Source organism: Candidatus Kapaibacterium sp. (assembly GCA_023957315.1).
In the GTDB taxonomy this organism is placed as follows: domain Bacteria; phylum Bacteroidota; class Ignavibacteria; order Kapaibacteriales; family UBA2268; genus PGYU01.
Window position 1 is genome coordinate 185,203 of sequence record JAMLHE010000001.1, and the last position, 16,696, is coordinate 201,898.

Sequence of the window (16,696 nt, forward strand, 5' to 3'; positions counted from 1 at the left end):
ATATACAAATATATGAATTAGAATTGTACTGAATGTGTTAATTTAGCACAAATTGTTTTGGAAATTAAATAATTTTTAATATATTGTTAAGATGTTTTTATGGTAAATTTTGAGAGTTCTTTAAAAATTGTATAAATGAGAAACATAGGCAAGCAAATATCGGATGCGAGACGTAAGCAAAACTTAAGCATCAAAGACCTTAGTGAACGAACCAAAATTCGGACTCATATAATTGAAGCTATCGAAGCCGAAAATTACTCAGTAATGCCTGAAGTTTACATGAACTCCTTTCTCAAAACTCTCGCTACTACTCTCAAAATCGATATATCAAAAGCTGAACTTGTAAAAGAAGCGCCGAATGCTCCAAAGCAAGAGACCGACAAAGCCAAATCCCCTGAATTCAAAGAAAGTGCACCCGTAGCTGCTACGCCAAAGCCGCATGTAAATCCGGAAGTCGCAAATTTTGCTGAGATTTTTAAGAAAAAAAACATCGAACGACGAGATAAAAAAGTATTTTATAATTATGCCCTGATTTCGCTATTAGCAATTATTGTTGTGGCAGCGATATATTTCACTATCACATCATTATCCGGCAATGGATTTAGGCATAATACGGACTTCATACAAAATGCAGATACGGCAGTTGTATCCGGTGAAAAACCAAGCAGTTTGTTTTCATACTTCGAAAAAGCAGATTCATTAGTATTGACTGCAAAAGCAAAAGATTCGGCATGGATAAGGCTTTTGATTGACGGTAAGCAAATTATCGAAATTTTGATGCGACCCGGACACGAGGAGCGCTGGTCTGCTTCAAAATATTTCGTTCTTGACCAAGGTAATGCAGGAGCAATTCAATTTTATAGAAACAATCAATTGTTGCCGGCATTCGGCAAACCAGGCTCAGTTGTCAAGAATATCAAAATAACTATGACGGAAATTATCAATCCGATGGATTTTAAAGATACAACTTTGACTCGAAAAGCAACCCGTAAGAAGGCTCCCGATACTGTTGAGAAAAAGCCGAAAATGATAGAGGAATCTAAAATTGATTCTGATAAGAATATTTTCAACAGAGAAGAAAGTGACGAATCACCACAATAATCAGCCGGCACCTTTGATTATATCGTGCAATCTGATTATTCCCATTACTTCGCCTGAATCTGAAACCACAGGCAAAACGTTTATTTCGCTATTTCTGTTTTCCATTACAGCCAAAGCTTCGTGCAGATAAGCCTCAGGGTTGATGCTTATAGGCTTTTTAGTCATGACAGACTCGGTAATGAGCCCTTGAAGATTTTCATTTTTGTGCAAAATTCTCCTAACGTCGCCATCAGTAATTATTCCGAGCAATTTGTTTTCATCGTCAACTACACAAACGCACCCGAGTTTTTTGTTCGATATTTCAATCAATGCGTCTCGGAATGATGATTGCGGCTTGATAAATGGAATATTTTTTTCAGTATGCATCACATCAGCAACTTTGACCGTGATATTCTTTCCGATTTGCCCAAGAGGATGAAGTCTCGAAAAATCTTCCAAACTTGTTTTGCGGCTTTTCATCACAGCCATAGCCAACGCATCACCGATTACCATTGCAAGAGTCGAACTTGAAGTAGGTGCTAAATTAAAAGGGCATGCTTCTTTTACGACAGAGCCATCTAAAACAATATCCGAAATCCTGGCAAGAAAGGAGTTCGTGTTGCCGACAATGGAGATGATTTTGCATTGGCGCATTTTAAGATATGGCACCAATCTAACGATTTCTTCAGTACTACCGCTCTTTGAAAGCAGAATGGCAACGTCGTCCTTTTGGACTAAACCAATGTCGCCGTGAAGTGCTTCGACGGGATGCAAGAATGTAGATGATACTCCGATGCTGGATAGTGTGGCGCCGATTTTTCGTGCGATTAGACCCGATTTGCCGACACCTGAGAGTACAACTTTGTGTGAATTTGAAATCAGTTCGACGGCGTCTGCGTAATTGTCATCAATTTTTTCTAATGCATCTTGAAGCGATTTAATCTCTTCACTAAAGATGCGAACAATCTCGGCGGACAATTCTGATTTTTTATTCACCTCAAACTTGTTCCTTTTCGAACAGACCGACTCTGATTGAATCGCAAGTGTAGATTTCCTCGCCGTCAACAATTACTCTGCCATCGGCAATAACCATTGTAAGTTTCAAATTTATAATTCTTTTGACATCAATAACGTAGGTTACAAGTTTGTTTTCGGGCAAAACTTGACCGAAAAATCGGACAGCATCGCATCCCAAAGCACGTCCTGTGCCTTCGAAACCCATATGTGTCAGATAAAAACCTGTCAATTGGAATAGGGCGTCCAATCCAAGCGAACCGGGCATAACGGCATCATCTTTGAAATGGCAACCAAAAAACCATAAATCCTTCTTGATATCAAGTTCGGCAATAAGTTCGCCTTTGCCATATTTGCCTCCGGTATCGGATACGTGTGTGATTCTATCCATCATCAACATATTTGGTAATGGTAATTTACCGAAATTCTTACCAAACAGTTCGCCGTTGGCAGATTTGATTAATTCCTCGTAGCTGTAGGAGCTCTTATTTGTCATAAATTTCCATTATCACCAAAAAAATGTTTAAGACGCAAATTTACATCCATTATTATTAATTAATAGTACATTATCCCTTTTGAGTCAAAACGACTCCCGTAATCACAGTAACCGCACCACCTATGAAATATAGAGTAATCGGTGTATCGAAAATAAAAAATGCCAAAGCAGCTGTCAAAACGGGCTGTAAATTATTAAACACAGCGAGTTTCGAGGCATCGATTTTTGTCAGGGCATAATACCAAATTGCATATCCGATTCCCGATGTAACAGCTCCCAAGTAAACAAAACCAAGCAAGTTCATCTGAGTCAGTTCGGCGGTTAAATCATTATTTCCGGGTAAAAGAAAGAAAATCGGTATATAAAAAATGAAACCGGTTACCATCGAAAGAGTAGTAGCATATATCGCACCATATTTCCTTGTGATTTTTTTTCCTAAAATCGTGTATAATGCCCATGCAAAACTTGCCGATAATGCAAGCAAATCTCCTTTGAAACCGTCAGAAGTGAAATTGAAACCCTTCTCAGACAGCAAAATCACTGCTCCTGTAATGGCAAGGACTATTCCAGTGGTTTTCAGCATATTCATTCGCTCACCAAGGAAAATGACTGCAATCACAAACACAAAAGCCGGAGTAAGAGCATATGCAAGTGATACATTGGGTGCCGTAGTCATGCTAATAGCATTCAGAAACAGGAACTGATTTAGCGGTATGTTTAACACACCGAGCATGATAATATATTTTATGTCTTTGCGGTCAATTTTTCTAATCTCTTTGCGCTTGAATGACATCCAAACAATATAAACAAGACAAGAAATAGCCGCTCTATAAAACAAAACTACTGCCGGAGTAACACCAAAAGTAAGCCCTTTAGCAACTATATGGGTTGAAGATGCGATTACTTGTTGGAGTAAAATCAAAAAATGTATCATATATCGAAAATTTCATTAATTGTGTCATATTGAGTTTCGTAACAGTACTTTGATGAATATTTTGAATAATTGGAATTGAATTCATTGCGGAAATCGGTGTCGAACGTTTGTTTGATAGCGGTTGCTATTTCGGATATGATTAATTCTTTGCCAACTAAGAGCGAAATTTTGTCTGTATCGGTGACTTGTCTGATTGCGGGCAAATCAGTTGCTACAGAAGGAATTCCTGCCATGCAATACTCGAAAAGTTTATTCGGCAGAGCTAACTGATATGATTTGCTTACAGGCTCGAACAGCAGTATTCCGGTATCTGCCGAGCACGTCCAAAGGTGTAATTCGCCATAAGGGACAGGGTCGGCAATGAAAGCTTTATCTTGGAAATTATTTTTTTCGATAAATTTTTGGATTTCGTGTCGATAACTCCCGACTCCCATAATGCATAGCACTGTATTTTCAATTTGAGCAACTGCTTGGATTGCGTTTAACAAACCGCGTCCCTTCATCAGCATTCCCTGATATAGGACAACTTTTGTGTCCTTGCTTAAATTGAATTTTTCGCGTATTATATTGCTTTCAATTTTGGGGCGAGAATAAGGCAAATTCATAACAGTGTAGTAAGGAACTTTTGAAGTCAGACTTTTTTTGAGATATTCTGAGTCTAAGTTTCCCGAGACAATGATTTTGCTCACTCGTTTGAGATTCATACTTTCATTAAGAGTGATGAAATATTGCTGCAAATCCTTTCCTCGCAAACTACCCAAAGCGGAATAAATCTCGCGCGAATCATACACAAGCATAGATTTCATCACCTTAGTAAGTTTGGATGCTGCACCAAGCGAATATACATCGCAAGCAAGAATGACATCAAATTTGTATCGTTTGAGTTTGCTTATTACTTCACGTTGGTAGTCAAGCCAGATGTAGCGCAATTTGCGACGTAAATCAACAGCTATATTAATACAAGAATACCCACTATCGCGAATAATTTTACTCGTGGTGGTATCACCTGTATTAACAATTGTGACTTCGTGTCCTAATCGAGCAAGCGCTTGAGCCATATTTAGCGAACGCCCGTCGGTTTTGGCATCGAATAATCCTATAAAACAAATCTTCTTTATCAATTCATTGCTCTCTCTAATGAGGCAAAAATAAGGATTATTTGCTTATCATGACTTTTCGTAATTCGATATGATAATTTGTGATGACTTTGATGAAGTAAAAACCCGTGTTCAAATGCGATGTATCGAATTTGATTTTACCTAAAGAAAAATATCCTTCTTCGTCGGTGACTTCAAATTCTACGTCAATATTTCCGCTTGCCAAATCATTTCCGTAAATATCTGTGACTGATGCTTGAATCATAGATTTGGAATTTGAATCCTCTTCGTATTGATAATCAAGCGACACCATACTTGATGCAGGATTTGGGTAAGCATCGCTAATGTAAAGATATTTGCCGCCGAGCTCCAAAGGTGTGAAATATAGCGGAACATCACATCTCGAATTGCTCGAAGCATTAGACATTGTACCATATGATACTAATTTAATAATACGGTCTGAGCAATTATCAACAATCAAAATTGTGTCTCTATCAAATCCAAGTACTAATGGCGAGAAGCAAACCTTGACTTGTTCAGTCGAATTTGCACCGATTATGATTGGGAATTGTGTCAATGGCGACGAAAATGCAATATTGCGAAAGAAATATAAATCATTGAGCACGACACTCTCATCTAAGAGATTTGTAATTTCCAAAACTCCGCATCGAACTTTTTGGTAATGAGTGGTGTCAATCTCGAATTCATTTGCCAAAGCGAATGAAAACTCCAAGGCATCAGTTTCATCTCTGAAAAAGACATCAATTTTGTTGGAAATTCCGGGACAACCAAATTCATTGGTCGCTACAACATAATACAAGCCACTTTCGGATACAATGACCGATTTCTCGCGAGAGAAATGTTCAGTATCGTCATCCTTGTACCAGTAATAATCTACATGCCCGTCACTTGCATAAAGTGTTATCGTATCGCCAATGCAGATATTTCGAGTTCTGCTCAATTCGATTGTTGGTTCGGGAAGAGGATTGAATTGAATTTGAATAGAATCTGAATATACACAATTATTGGTATCAACTACAGTTACATAATAAGTACCCGAGCCGGTTACTGTGAATGTCGGCGTACTAGTACCGTCATCCCAACGATGACTATTTAAAATGCCTGAAATCGAGATTTCGACAGAATCTCCTTCACAGGGGATTTTGTTTCCTGCAACAGAAAGTGCAAAGTCAGTTCTGGGGAAATGAGAGACTCTGATAGTATTTGTGACGCCAACGTAACAAATTGAGTCAACAAAAATTGTAGCGTAGTATTCGCCCTCCTCTGTAGCATAAATTGTTTTGCCAAATTCACCTGTTGACCATTGAATACGCTCGTATTCTTCGTCTAAGGTAAGTATAACTGCTTGTCCTTTGCAAATAACAGTATCGGTCAGCGCTGTAATAAATGGTTTTGGGTAAATAGGTACAAAATACTCGTAAACGCCATCACCGACAACCCATCCGGTAGTATCATCAATAAACCAAATGTCGTCAAGATTGGCTCCCGCAGGAATCCCGCAATTATCATAGACCCAATTTTCACCTCCATCTTCGGTATAAATCACTGCCCTGTTGAAACCTGCACCCCACCCTCTCTTTTCGTCATGAAGAAAAGTTCCGTACATAGGTTCTTGTGTAGAATATCGATTCCAGGTATCACCACCATCAGTAGTATAAGCAACGCCACCATACCCAATACTATTGTCGCCGTCGCAGCCTTTGGAATACGGGAGGAAGTGGGTTAGCCCTCTATGTGTAATTTCTTCGTGCCAATCAATATCTCCGGTGCGTGATAGTATAGCCCACGATTCTCCCATATCAGTAGTAAACCACAATGCGCCACTTCCGGCTCCGAAACCTGTACCATCAGGATATACTATTATATCTGACATCTTTGATAGTGGTTCAAAATATCTGACATATTTCCAATCTGCTCCGCCATCTGTCGTTTTCCAAAACATCTGTGAGTCAAGGCACCCTCCGCCAACAACAAAGCCAATATTTTCGTCAACAAAATAAGTTCCCCAAAGATTGGTTGCACCGGGTGGAGTTACAGATTTCCACGTAACTCCGCCATCTAATGATTTCAACAAGTATGAAACATTATTTCCCGGAAAGGAAAGGTCAGGACCGGATGCATAGCCGATAATTTCATTTACGAAATGAATACTTTCCAATTGAATATTTTGGCTTATTACGCTATCTACTCTCATGCCCTGCCACGATTTCCCACCATTTGTGGTTCGCAAAATTCGACTTTCAAACCCGCAAATCCATCCGTATTGAGGATTGGACGGTAGAAAGAAAACATCAAGATAAGTTTTGTTGATGAAATCACTCGGCATATTAAAATTTTGCCTCCATGCAGCTTGGCTCTCGCTAAAAGCAAGTATAAGCAGAAAGACAAATATTATTGGAGTAAGTATCTTTTTCATTTTTTTTGTTTAATTAAACTATCTTGTATAGTATATGTAATCAATAACGAAAAAGTTACAGATTTGTTTATATGCTTGATAATGTTGTTATTTGACGGATTTATGAGCGGTTTTTCATTGTTTAGCCCTGCCTGCTACGTCGTATAGTGTCACATGAAATTCGATGTCATTCCAAAATCTATATTTATCAATGATTTAGTAGTATTACAAAAGCATTCTTAATCAAAAATTAACACTTATCTCCCGAATCACCTATGAATTCTACAATCCAAAAAATGAAAAAATTATGAAAGAATCATGAATTTTGTAAATCATTGAAAGAGTTCATACTTGAATTTTCCAAATAAAAAAGTTTCAATTTTAAAAATAAAGTTCTTGTATGTTTGTTCAAAAAACTTCATTTTTACAATGTAGTGAATTTGAATTTTGAGAAATGATTATTTACTCGAGTCAATGAATATCTAAATTTGAGTGCTTTTGGATATTCGATAATTTTAAAAAATTATGTTTAGTATTTGTTAAAACGAAATACATGTACTGTTCTTTATAATTTTTTTTCATGACCAAAGCATAAAGGGTAGTTATAGTGAGCAAAAATGCGACTAAATTCAAAGAAGATGCAACTCCAAACGGAGACATCGGAGCCGATATAAAAATTGCATCTAAAAACAACTCTAATTTAAAAAACAGCAAGTCAATTGATATTTGGTCAAAATGTCTTGCTTTCATCAAAGACAACGTAAGTGCCCAGGTATATAAAATCTGGTTCCAGCCCATTCAGGCTCTGGAATATTCAGATAAGGAACTGACTCTATCTGTTCCAAGCCAATTCTACTACGAATGGATTGAGGAGCATTACTACGATTTGATGCGTGCCACAATCAAAAAAATCATTGGTGATGGTGCATCACTACAATATAAGATTGTGTTTGATGATACTTTGAGCCACGAAAGAGCATACATTAAGATGCCGGGTTTGAAGAAAAAAGCTAGCGAAAATCAAAACCACATTCCTTTTGAGCCAATCTCAATCAATAATGATAATTTCCCGACCAATCTAAATTCACGATATAGTTTCGACAATTTCATTTCCGGTGAGAGCAACCAATTGGCATGTTCAGCTGCAAAAGCTGTCGCCGAAAATCCGGGCAAAACACGGTTTAACCCTCTTGTGATTTACGGTGGTCCGGGTTTGGGCAAGACTCATCTTATTCAAGCAATTGGCAACCACATTGCCGAAAACAACCCGCGACTCAAGGTTTATTACACCACGAGTGATATGTTTACAAATGAGTTTGTGAATTCAATCAAGGACAATAAAGTAAGTGATTTTGTTAATTTCTACCGTTCTATAGATGTTTTGATGGTTGACGATATTCAGTTCTTTGCAGGTAAAGAAGCCACTCAGAACAACTTTTTCCATACATTCAATGTGCTTTATCAAGCAGGGAAACAGATTATCTTGACTTCCGACAAAGCACCACGCGAGCTTGCTGATGTTGATGATAGGCTAATATCCCGCTTCCAATGGGGATTGAATGCTGATGTCCAATCACCTGATTTTGAGCTTAGAATGGCGATTTTGCTCAGAAAAAGCTTGGACGAAGGCATTGAACTACCTTCGGACGTGATTGAATACATCGCCAGAAATGTCAAAACGAGCGTCAGAGAATTGGAAGGTGCTTTAATCGGATTGATTGCCAAAGTTACGCTCGACCGCAAACCAATGACTTTGGAACTTGCAAAAGAAGTCGTCTATGGTTCGAAAACTAAAGACAATCAGCCTGTAACGATTGATGAAATCAAAAATTTAGTCTCTGAATACTATAAGTTGAACATAAAAGATATCGAATCAAAATCTCGCAAACACGAAATAGCATTAGCAAGACAATCTTGCATGTATTTGGCTAAAAAATTCACCACAAGTTCGCTTAAGACAATCGGCTCTCATTTTGGCAACCGTGACCATTCCACAGTGTTACATTCGTGCCAAACAATAGATAACTACCTTGTCACCGACAAGAAAGTAAAAAATTCTATCGAGACCTTCATGAAGCAACTCAAAAGAGAATCCTAATATATTTTATAAAATCCCGATTGAAATTGTAAAATGCAATTTCAATCGGGATTTTTTTTTGCCGTTTGGTCAATCATGATTAATTTGCTTAATTGTTTTTTGCAATTTTTCGAAATTTACAATACAAACGGAATAATATATGGATTTTGGATTAAAAAATATAATCTTTATTGTGATTTTAATCGCAGCATTTGTCTATTTTACTAAAAATGTCCTTACCTTAATCAGCTACCTCAAACTTGCAAAGCCTGATAATCGCTTTGGCAACATTGCCGAGCGTATCACGCAAACTCTTATAGTAGCTTTTGCCCAGACAAAAATCTTACGCGACAAGAAAGCGGGCCCAATCCATGCGGGTATTTTTTGGGGATTCCTGATACTGCTTTTCTCGGCACTAAACTCAATCTTTACGGGATTTGGTATAAACCAAATATTCAATTATTTGGGTCCGGTTTATTCATTAATCACCCTTTTGACAGATATTTTCTGCGTTGCAATCATAATTGCCGTCATTTTCGCTCTGTATCGTAGATATATTTCAAAGGTCAAACGATTGCAAGTGGAAGCGGAAAAAGTCGAAGCAGCAATGATTTTGCTCACGATTTTCCTAATTGTTACATTTTTATTTATCGAAAATGCTACATTGATTGCGATGAATGGTGATGCATCTTGGGCTTTCAGACCCTTTGCAGCAATGTTAGCTCCAATATTTGGAAGCTCTGCATATGTGATTCACGAAATAGCTTTTTGGGTGCATATTATATTGATATTGGCATTCATGAACTATTTGCCGTTTTCAAAGCATTTGCATGTATTGACCTCGGTACCCAATGTTTACTTTTCAAATTTGGGTCCCACGAACAAACTCGACACGATTGATTTTGAAGATGAGAGTATTGAAAAATTTGGCGTTAGCGATGTAGAAGATTTCAAATGGAAAACTCTGCTTGATGGCTACACGTGTACTCATTGCGGCAGATGCACAAGCGTATGCCCTGCAAATATCACCGGCAAGGTTTTAGACCCACGCGAAGTAGTAATTCAAATACGCGAACGTACGATGGATAAGATGCCGATTCTTGCAAAAGACGACCAAAGCCAAATTACCGAAGCCGAACAAGCAAAATTGGATAAAAAATTCATCGGTGAATATCAAAATATTGAAGCATTGTGGCAATGCACCACTTGTGGCGCTTGTATGCAAGAATGTCCGGTAAATATTGAGCACGTTCCGGCGATTGTGGAAATGCGACGCTCACTTGTGATGATGGATGCAGAATTTCCGGATTTACTCCAAACAACATTCGGCAACATGGAAAACAATGGCTCGCCTTGGGCTTTCTCGCAAGCTGAACGAGCTGATTGGGCTGAAGGCAAAAACATTGATACTGCCGCCGAAAAGCAAGAATTTGATATATTATTTTGGGTTGGATGTGCCGGTAGCTTTGACGATAGAGCCAAAAAAGTAACAGTTGCATTCTCGGAATTGATGCAAAAAGCGGGAGTTAACTTCGCAATACTTGGTACTGAAGAGCAATGCAACGGCGATGTCGCCCGACGTACAGGCAACGAGTACTTAGCCGATATGATGGTCAAAGCAAATATTGAAACTTTAAATCAATATAATTTCAAAAAGATTGTGGCAACTTGCCCGCATTGTTTCAATACATTCAAAAATGAGTATCCATCATTTGGTGCAAAGTACGAAGTGATTCATCACACACAATTTATTATGGATTTGATACGTGACGGCAAATTATCACTGAAAGATAGTGCTTCGGATATCGAATCGCTCACTTACCATGATTCATGCTACATGGGTCGCTATAACGATGTATATGACGAACCGCGAAATTCATTGCTTTCTGTGCCCGGATTGAATATCAAAGAAACGGCACGAAATAAGGACAAAGGGCTTTGTTGCGGCGCCGGCGGTGGACAAATGTTCTTGGAAGAAACTGAGGGCAAAAGGGTCAATATTGAGCGCACCGAAGAATTACTCGAAACAGGCGCTAAGACAATCGCCGTGAATTGTCCATTCTGCATGACTATGATTAGTGATGGTGTGAAAGCCAAAGATGCCGAAGATGTAAAAGTCAAAGATGTTTCGGAAATTATTTTGGAATCCCTAAAATAGTTTGTGACTTTTTTGCTTTTGATGTGTCTTTATGATATAAAAGAAAATATTCAGGAAAATGAAATGTTGATTAGTGTTAGATTTGCGATTTGTGCTTTGATAATTTTGCTGACAAGCTCAAATATATTTAGCAATGACAAGTTAAACGATAATGTAGTCGAACTCAATGGCATAAAAATCATGAACAATATGCTCGTCGTTCGCGTAAAGCAGGGAATAACAGCGATTGACATGGAAAATTTTGCCAAGAGAAACACTTCCATTAGCAAAATATCGCAAATGTTGCCTGATAGCATCAGTCTGACTCATAAGACGTCAAATTTGTTCCAATTCCCGTCGCAAAATAATTATTCTGAAATAATCAAAGCGGAGAACAAACTCCTCCGAACATATATAATCGAATTCAATGATAAATTTGAGCCAAACTCATTCGCACATGATTTCCGAAAAGAAAACAGCTTTATCGAAATATCAGAGCCATATTATTTGCCCGAATTTATGCTTTATATGCCGAATGATGCACATGTAAACAATCAAGTTACAGCCTTAGAATTGGTAAAGGCATTCGACGCTTGGGAAATCGAGAAAGGCAACCCAAATGTCATCATTGGAGTTAGTGACAGCGGCGTCAATCAAGAGCACGAGGATATCAGTGGTTCTATCTCAAAAAATGGAGGCGAGATACCCGGAGACGGTATTGACAACGATGGTAATGGCTATATTGACGATTATGCCGGATACAATTTTGCTTGGGAAACAGACGGCACAGCAAGGGATTATACAGCAAATTTCTCAAATTCGCACGGTCAAGAAGTAGCCGGAATATCTTCAGCCACAACCGATAATAACATCGGAATTGCAGGAGTTGGGTTTAACTCAACTCTCATTCCAATCAAAATTATTGAAAATAATCGTTTGACTCATGCTTATCCTTCGATAATTTATGCAGCTATACGCGGTTGTAAAGTCTTGAATTTGAGTTGGGGTTCTCCCAAACCATTCTCGGATATTGACCAATCAATAATTGATTTCGCAGTTGCCAGAGACGTTGCAATAGTGTCATCTGCCGGAAATATCGGTTCTGGAGGAGGTACAAAATTTAGTACATTTTATCCAGGGGCATATTTCGGTGTACTCGGTGTAGGTGAATCAACTATAAATGACCTCCCAGATATTGGCACAGTTCTCGGGATACAAGCCCATATTCTCGCACCGGGGAATCTCTATACAACTCAAAATAACGGCTACGGAGGCTCCGGTGGTGGCTCATCATTCTCAACTCCGGTTGTATCCGGTGCCGTTGCATTAGCACGGTCGCACTATCCTGAATTGACAGCATTGCAATCAATTCATTTGGTGCGTCGCTGCAATGACCCGATTGTCAATTCATTCCACACTGACTATTTAATTACACCAGGAAGACTGAATATGGCGAAGATGTTCAGTCGCAAACCAAGCGACATTCACGGTATCGTCCCGGTAAACTATATTTTCAAAGATATTTTCGGTGACGAAACTGACAGATTTGAAAGTGAGGACATTGTCAAAGTCTCTGTGGATTTTCGAAATTATCTTGGAAATGCCACCAATGTAAGATTTGTCCTAAAAGAAGCATACGACCCTGCCAATGCAGTATTTGTGACCGATAGCGTCATTACAATCGAAAATGTAGATGCACAGAGCGATTTCGGGATTGGCGATTTCGCATTTATGATTTTTGCAAATTACTCAGGTGAAGTTATATTCAGACTTGAAGTTTATGCGGACAATGAAGAGCCCGATTTCTTCAAATTTACGTTCACACCGTATAAAACTATAAGCACTTTCGAGAACAATAAAATTGAATTTTCCTTGAGCGATATTGGCGAATTCGGATTCGAAACAACGGGCAGCACACCGCAGGGCAGTGGTTTCAAAATAAAGGGAACCGGCAATCAATTATACAGAAACTCTTCAATAATGGTTTCCGAATCATCAAATCGTGCGGTTTATAATTACGGTTCTGCGTCATTGTATGATTTCAAATCAATCAAAGGATTCATCAACCCTGACAAGTATATCTCAATTATTGATGATTCATTCGCAGGTATGAGACAAATTGGGGTAGAAATCACTCAAGATGTGACATTCCCCCACCAAAACAGCAATTTCGCTCGAATTGGAGTCAAAATCAAAAATATAAATTCGGTTCCTCTTCTTGACTTGTCCGTAGGATATTGGCTTGATTGGGATATTGGAGTCAACGCCGAGAAAAATAGAACCAGATTATTCCCCGAAGCAGTACCAAGCCATATGCCTGAGTCAAATGCGGCAGCACAATTAGCCTGGAATACTGAAGATGAAAATTATGTTGTCATGGCGGCAGGTGTGGCAGCACAAGGAAATAACGTTACTGCTCAAGCAGCAGGTTTGCATTACGGATTTACACGCAATTTTGACGAACTGAAACGAATCAGCGCCCTAAACAGCAATACCAGTCTGCAAACAGATACGACTTTTGATATAAGCATGGTAATAGCAATGCGATTTGACGGCAGTATTTTGCCCGGCGAGGAAAGAATTTGTTGGTTCTGCATTGGTGGTGGAGATTTGGATAGCCTTGACAAAAAATTAGCTGATTGCTTGGCTATTACGACAAGCGTTGAAGATGAAAGTGAAATTATGAGCGCCAATTTATATCCAAATCCTGCATACGGATTGCTCAATTACACAATTCCCGAAGGCAAACTTCTGCGGTCAATAAAAGTATTTGATATTTTGGGAATTGAGCTAATTAGCACTAACAATCAAATTGCTTCAATCAATACATCTCAATTAGCCGCCGGAATGTATTTCGTAGCGTTTAGCTATACTGACGGGAGCATTGAGTACAAAAAGTTCATGGTTAGTTCGCAAAACCGATAAAAATTGCATTTTGCGAGTCAATGCCCGAAGGCAAATCTTCTGACTTGATTTTTTGAATTGAAACTTGGCGAGATGAAAAACGCGACTTAACTTGTGCAGCTAAATTGCGAGCAACGCTTGCATAAATTTCTTCAGTATAAAAAATTACACATTTGCTCTTATTGCTGAAATTCGAGCCAAAGGAATCGAACAATTTGTTTAAATTCTCGGTTGAGCTCGACAATTTGCCTTCAAAAAACGGAATTGGGAACAAAAGATACAAACTATTATTAAAAATGTAGTTCAAATCTTCGTTTGTTTCGGCGAGCGTCACGTACAAATTTTTATATATTGAATTCAAAATATCATCATTTTGCTTGATTTTCAGAATAAATTCGACGTTGTCCGAACTGTAAATGTCATATGCATATTTTGCCAAAGGGAGAAAGAACCTCTGTGGCAGCGTATCTGCTTCCAATTTTATAAGCTCAGATTTATTCTTGAACTCTGCGATAAATAATATCTTGAAATTTTCCGGCGCATTAACCACAGACATTGCAACATCGAGCATTTCCGGCTTCAGATTGTAATTCAGCTTCTTTGCTTGAATTACATTACATTCCTCGCAATTTAAGATACTCAGCGTAAGTTCATTGCTCCTGCCATCATTGCCGCTCATTTGAATTTGATTTTCACTTACATTCCAAGTCAAAAACAAATCCGAAAGACGTCGCCCATGCTCGTTTGATTCGGTAATCAACTGCATATCGGGATTTTTTTGCAATAATTCGGATATATGTAATAAAAATTGAACGTAAATGTTGCCTTTAGTCAACGTGTCTTGAATTAGCTTATCAATCACAATTTTGGGAATGCTATTTAACATCGGGTAAGTATAGTTGATAGTTTGTCGTTCGATGTTGATATTCGACACCTGGAATTGCAGATTCAGTTTCACTTCGTCGAACTCGGAGTACATAGGGTCAACTTGTGAAAGTTTGGCTGAATATAAATCAAGCCCGCCAACTCCGCCGGGACGGTTTGAGGCGAAAAGAAAATTTCTTTCCGGTAACACGCACGGGTCAGATTCATCAAATTCAGTATTGACACCGGCGATGGGGCGAGGTCTCTCCCACTTATCATTTATAAAAACTGAGTAGAAAATATCATATCCGCCGGGACCTTCATAGCCATTGGAAGCAAATAAAAGCGTATCCGAAGACATCAAAAATGGCGTGATTTCGCTGCCGTGAGAGTTCAACTCGTCAATCGGAATAGGTTCAGTCCAAGTGTTGTCCTCTTTTCTCCAGCACATCCACAAATCTGTATCATTGTTATTATTATATAAATCGGTCACAAACACGAGCATATTGCCATCAGGAGAAATAGTCGGATGCGACACGAAGGATTCGAATTTCAGAGATTGAATATGCTCCGGAGCAGACCAACCATTTTTGACATAAACACTGCGGTGCAAATTCAAGTATGGTCTTCGCCCAAAATTTGTGAATTTAGCCAAAAAGGCTTCCCCGGAATTAGCAAATGTAATGTAAGAGCGGTTATCACCGGATTGATTGAGTGGTCCTTTGACTAAAGCGGGCGGTGAATACATGTTCGTGAATTCTGAAGTATAAAATTGGGAACTTCCGGTGATTGTGCTATTGAAATATATCCTCTTTTCCCATTGATTCCATCTCGGAGCGAATTCATCGGCTTTTGAATTCAGTTCAAAAAGGTTGACGGGTTCCGATTCGACATTCAAACCAATTTGATAAGCGGTCGAAATTGAAATAGAACAAAAGTATATAATCAAAAAAATCGGAAGCACTCTCATCATTATTGGTCTAATTCCAAAATTTTCATAAAATCAGCTTCTTTCCCGAATAGCACTAAAATATCTTCGGGATGAAATAGATAAGTCGGCGACGGCACGCCAATTACATCTACAACTTCCTTTTCGCCTTTGGTCAGCAGTCCTCGAGACTTGACGATTCTTTTCACGGTAACAAGGTTAATGTTATAAATAGTACGCAAATTAATGCTCAACAAAGTTTGGGCAACAAATCGTTTTGGCACTTTGATTTCAAAAATGCTATAATCACGATTGATTTCATATGATTCGAGCAAACCCGGCATCATTAGTCTGCTTGCTAAATGTCCGGCAGCTTCGGCTTCCGGCACGAGCAAATCTTGGATATTCATCAATCTCAACAATCTCTCGTGAACAGGCGAAATGGCGCGTACAATGATTTTTTGGCAGCCTAATTCCTGCAAAATTGCAGTAGTATTGATTGAAGCCTCGAAACCTTCGCCGATGGCGACAATTACTGCATCCATATCTCTAATACCGAGACTTTTGACAGCCTTTATGTCTGTCGAATCCATTGTCACAGCGAGACTTACTTTGTCTTGCAACAAATCTACTCGCTCTTCTCGGATATCAATGGCAAGCACTTCGGCACCGTCTTCAGCTAAATTAAGAGCCAAATTCAATCCGAAATAACCTAAACCTATTATACAAAATCTACTATTATTAGCCAT

General features: G+C 38.6%; 11 protein-coding genes. 4 read left to right on the forward strand and 7 right to left on the reverse strand.

Translation table 11 applies throughout. The features are described from left to right. The first annotated feature begins 135 nt into the window (after window positions 1-135). Window positions 136-1,101, forward strand: coding sequence for a DUF4115 domain-containing protein (locus M9949_00725; protein MCO5249928.1), 966 nt, complete (start codon window positions 136-138; stop codon window positions 1,099-1,101). Here M9949_00725 and M9949_00730 read toward each other — a convergent pair whose 3' ends face one another. From M9949_00730 to M9949_00750, 5 genes are all read right to left on the reverse strand, one after another. Further along, the gene (locus M9949_00730) at window positions 1,102-2,076 is read right to left on the reverse strand and encodes a KpsF/GutQ family sugar-phosphate isomerase (protein ID MCO5249929.1); all 975 of its coding nucleotides are present in this window, start codon (window positions 2,074-2,076) and stop codon (window positions 1,102-1,104) included. It abuts the gene before it with no gap. A 1-nt stretch (window position 2,077) separates the two neighbouring features. Continuing rightward, complete coding sequence (fabA, locus tag M9949_00735) at window positions 2,078-2,590, reverse strand: bifunctional 3-hydroxydecanoyl-ACP dehydratase/trans-2-decenoyl-ACP isomerase (protein ID MCO5249930.1); 513 nt, start codon at window positions 2,588-2,590, stop codon at window positions 2,078-2,080. A 70-nt stretch (window positions 2,591-2,660) separates the two neighbouring features. Beyond that, window positions 2,661-3,524, reverse strand: coding sequence for an EamA family transporter (locus M9949_00740; GenBank protein ID MCO5249931.1), 864 nt, complete (start codon window positions 3,522-3,524; stop codon window positions 2,661-2,663). Then, a complete protein-coding gene (locus M9949_00745; protein ID MCO5249932.1) occupies window positions 3,521-4,645 on the reverse strand; it encodes a glycosyltransferase in 1,125 nt (374 codons plus the stop codon). Before M9949_00745 ends, M9949_00740 begins: the two co-directional genes overlap by 4 nt. Before the next feature lie 34 nt (window positions 4,646-4,679). After that, window positions 4,680-7,058, reverse strand: a complete 2,379-nt coding sequence (locus tag M9949_00750; protein MCO5249933.1) for a YCF48-related protein — start codon at window positions 7,056-7,058, stop codon at window positions 4,680-4,682. A 586-nt stretch (window positions 7,059-7,644) separates the two neighbouring features. On the opposite strand from M9949_00750, the gene dnaA reads away from it, so the two are divergent. From dnaA to M9949_00765, 3 genes are all read left to right on the forward strand, one after another. Beyond that, a complete protein-coding gene (dnaA, locus tag M9949_00755; GenBank protein MCO5249934.1) occupies window positions 7,645-9,135 on the forward strand; it encodes a chromosomal replication initiator protein DnaA in 1,491 nt (496 codons plus the stop codon). A 139-nt stretch (window positions 9,136-9,274) separates the two neighbouring features. After that, entirely contained in the window at window positions 9,275-11,272 is a 1,998-nt protein-coding gene (locus M9949_00760) for a heterodisulfide reductase-related iron-sulfur binding cluster (protein MCO5249935.1), read from the forward strand. 63 nt (window positions 11,273-11,335) lie between these two features. Then, window positions 11,336-14,176, forward strand: coding sequence for a S8 family peptidase (locus M9949_00765; protein ID MCO5249936.1), 2,841 nt, complete (start codon window positions 11,336-11,338; stop codon window positions 14,174-14,176). On the opposite strand, the gene M9949_00770 is transcribed toward M9949_00765, so the two are convergent. Together M9949_00770 and M9949_00775 are read right to left on the reverse strand one after the other, a co-directional pair. Next, the gene (locus M9949_00770) at window positions 14,157-15,992 is read right to left on the reverse strand and encodes a glycoside hydrolase (GenBank protein ID MCO5249937.1); all 1,836 of its coding nucleotides are present in this window, start codon (window positions 15,990-15,992) and stop codon (window positions 14,157-14,159) included. The two genes, M9949_00765 and M9949_00770, sit on opposite strands and share 20 nt — an antisense overlap. Further along, window positions 15,992-16,696, reverse strand: coding sequence for a TrkA family potassium uptake protein (locus tag M9949_00775; GenBank protein MCO5249938.1), 705 nt, complete (start codon window positions 16,694-16,696; stop codon window positions 15,992-15,994). Before M9949_00775 ends, M9949_00770 begins: the two co-directional genes overlap by 1 nt.

What these genes read in the sequence shown, in the direction of transcription:
- M9949_00725 (MCO5249928.1), top strand. Translation starts at nt 136, where the DNA reads ATGAGAAACATAGGCAAGCAAATATCGGATGCGAGACGTAAGCAAAAC.
- fabA (MCO5249930.1), bottom strand. Translation starts at nt 2,590, where the DNA reads ATGACAAATAAGAGCTCCTACAGCTACGAGGAATTAATCAAATCTGCC.
- M9949_00740 (MCO5249931.1), bottom strand. Translation starts at nt 3,524, where the DNA reads ATGATACATTTTTTGATTTTACTCCAACAAGTAATCGCATCTTCAACC.
- M9949_00750 (MCO5249933.1), bottom strand. Translation starts at nt 7,058, where the DNA reads ATGAAAAAGATACTTACTCCAATAATATTTGTCTTTCTGCTTATACTT.
- M9949_00760 (MCO5249935.1), top strand. Translation starts at nt 9,275, where the DNA reads ATGGATTTTGGATTAAAAAATATAATCTTTATTGTGATTTTAATCGCA.
- M9949_00765 (MCO5249936.1), top strand. Translation starts at nt 11,336, where the DNA reads ATGTTGATTAGTGTTAGATTTGCGATTTGTGCTTTGATAATTTTGCTG.
- M9949_00770 (MCO5249937.1), bottom strand. Translation starts at nt 15,992, where the DNA reads ATGATGAGAGTGCTTCCGATTTTTTTGATTATATACTTTTGTTCTATT.
- M9949_00775 (MCO5249938.1), bottom strand. Translation starts at nt 16,696, where the DNA reads ATGGCTAATAATAGTAGATTTTGTATAATAGGTTTAGGTTATTTCGGA.